General features: G+C 49.6%; 3 protein-coding genes. All 3 read left to right on the top strand.

The window, feature by feature from the left end:
• On the top strand, nucleotides 1-227 hold a 227-nt coding region (locus tag ACTHUM_RS13960; protein ID WP_440403167.1), incomplete at its 5' end, for a DUF455 family protein.
• Between the two features lie 15 nt (nucleotides 228-242).
• A complete protein-coding gene (locus ACTHUM_RS13955; RefSeq protein ID WP_440403166.1) occupies nucleotides 243-1,187 on the top strand; it encodes a cation diffusion facilitator family transporter in 945 nt (314 codons plus the stop codon).
• 69 nt (nucleotides 1,188-1,256) lie between these two features.
• The coding region (locus tag ACTHUM_RS13950; protein WP_440403165.1) for an HAD family hydrolase at nucleotides 1,257-1,461 on the top strand (205 nt) is incomplete at its 3' end.

Below are 1,461 nucleotides of genomic sequence, written 5' to 3'. Positions count from 1 at the left end.
AAGTAGGGCATGTCGCCATCGGCAATCATTGGTATCAGCATCTTTGCCGTGAGCGCGGTTTGGAACCGGTTGCCTTGTTCCGCAGCCTGATTGCGCGTTACGATATGTTTATCTCCCGCGGTTACGTCAATATCGAAGCACGGGAACGCGCGGGATTCAGCCGTTTTGAGTTGGATATGTTGGAAGATTTTGAGAAAAGTTTGAAACAGGATAAAAAGGCCGTCTGAAACGGTAAAATCATCATGGCACATCATCACGATCATTCGCACGCGCACACGCATACCGACAATAAGCAGGTATTGCGCATTTCATTTTTCGTCGTTGCCGGATTTATGCTGGTTGAAGCGGTCGGCGGCTGGCTGACCAACTCTTTGGCCCTGCTTTCTGATGCGGGGCATATGTTCAGCGATGCGTTTTCGCTGGGCGTGGCATTGTGGGCATTCAAACTTGGCGAGAAACAGACCACGCTGCAAAAGACATTCGGTTACAAGCGTTTTGAAATTTTGACGGCGATGTTTAACGGATTGTCGCTGGTGTTGATTGCGGCGATGATTTTTTATGAAGCAGTCAAACGATTATTTTATCCGCCGGAAATTTTGACGGGCGGCATGTTGGTGGTCAGTATCATCGGATTGCTGGTCAACATCGGCGTCGCCGTTTATATGTTGAAGAATAGTGATACCGAAGAAAACGTCAATATGCGCGGCGCGTATCTGCATGTAATCAGCGATTTGTTCGGCTCGATAGGGGCGATTGTCGCAGCGGTACTGATGATGGCGTATGGCTGGCAATGGGCGGATACGGTTGCTAGCGTATTGGTGGCGGCTTTGGTAGGGCGCAGCGGCTGGAAGCTGTTTAAACAGACTTTGCACATTTTGATGGAAGGAGCGCCGGAAAACATCCATACCGATGAGTTGCTCAGCGTTATCCGCAATACGGAAGGCGTAAAATCCGTTCACGACTTGCATGTTTGGACGATTACCAGCAATATCCACGTTTTGTCCTGCCATATTGTCGTAGATGGCAACATGACGGTTGCAGAGTCCGAACAAATCGCCTACCGCATCGGACATGAATTGGCGCATCACAACATCGGGCATTGTACGATTCAGATTGAAAGCGAACAGCATCCGCATAAAGATGAAGTTTTGTGTTCGCAGGAAGTTCACGAACACCATCACCATTAACCATATTCAGGCCGTCTGAAACTTGTTGGATTGTTCAGACGGCCTTCTAAAATCATCAAAGGAACACTTATGACCCAAGCCGTATTATTCGACCTTGACGGCACGCTTGCCGATACCGCACTTGATTTGGGTGGCGCGCTCAACACGGTATTGCGCCGACACGGTTTGCCTGAAAAAAGCATGGATGAAATCCGTCCGCAGGCCAGCCACGGTGCGAGCGGTTTGCTCAAACTTGGTGCAGGCATTACGCCCGACCATCCGGACTATATGCAAT

The organism is Neisseria sp. P0021.S006 (assembly GCF_051956895.1).
The sequence above is the reverse complement of the archived record's forward strand: the minus strand, read 5'-3'. Positions and strand labels throughout refer to the sequence as shown.

Bases quoted from the DNA above. Each gene is read 5' to 3' on its own strand.
- ACTHUM_RS13955 (WP_440403166.1), top strand. From the start codon at position 243: ATGGCACATCATCACGATCATTCGCACGCGCACACGCATACCGACAAT.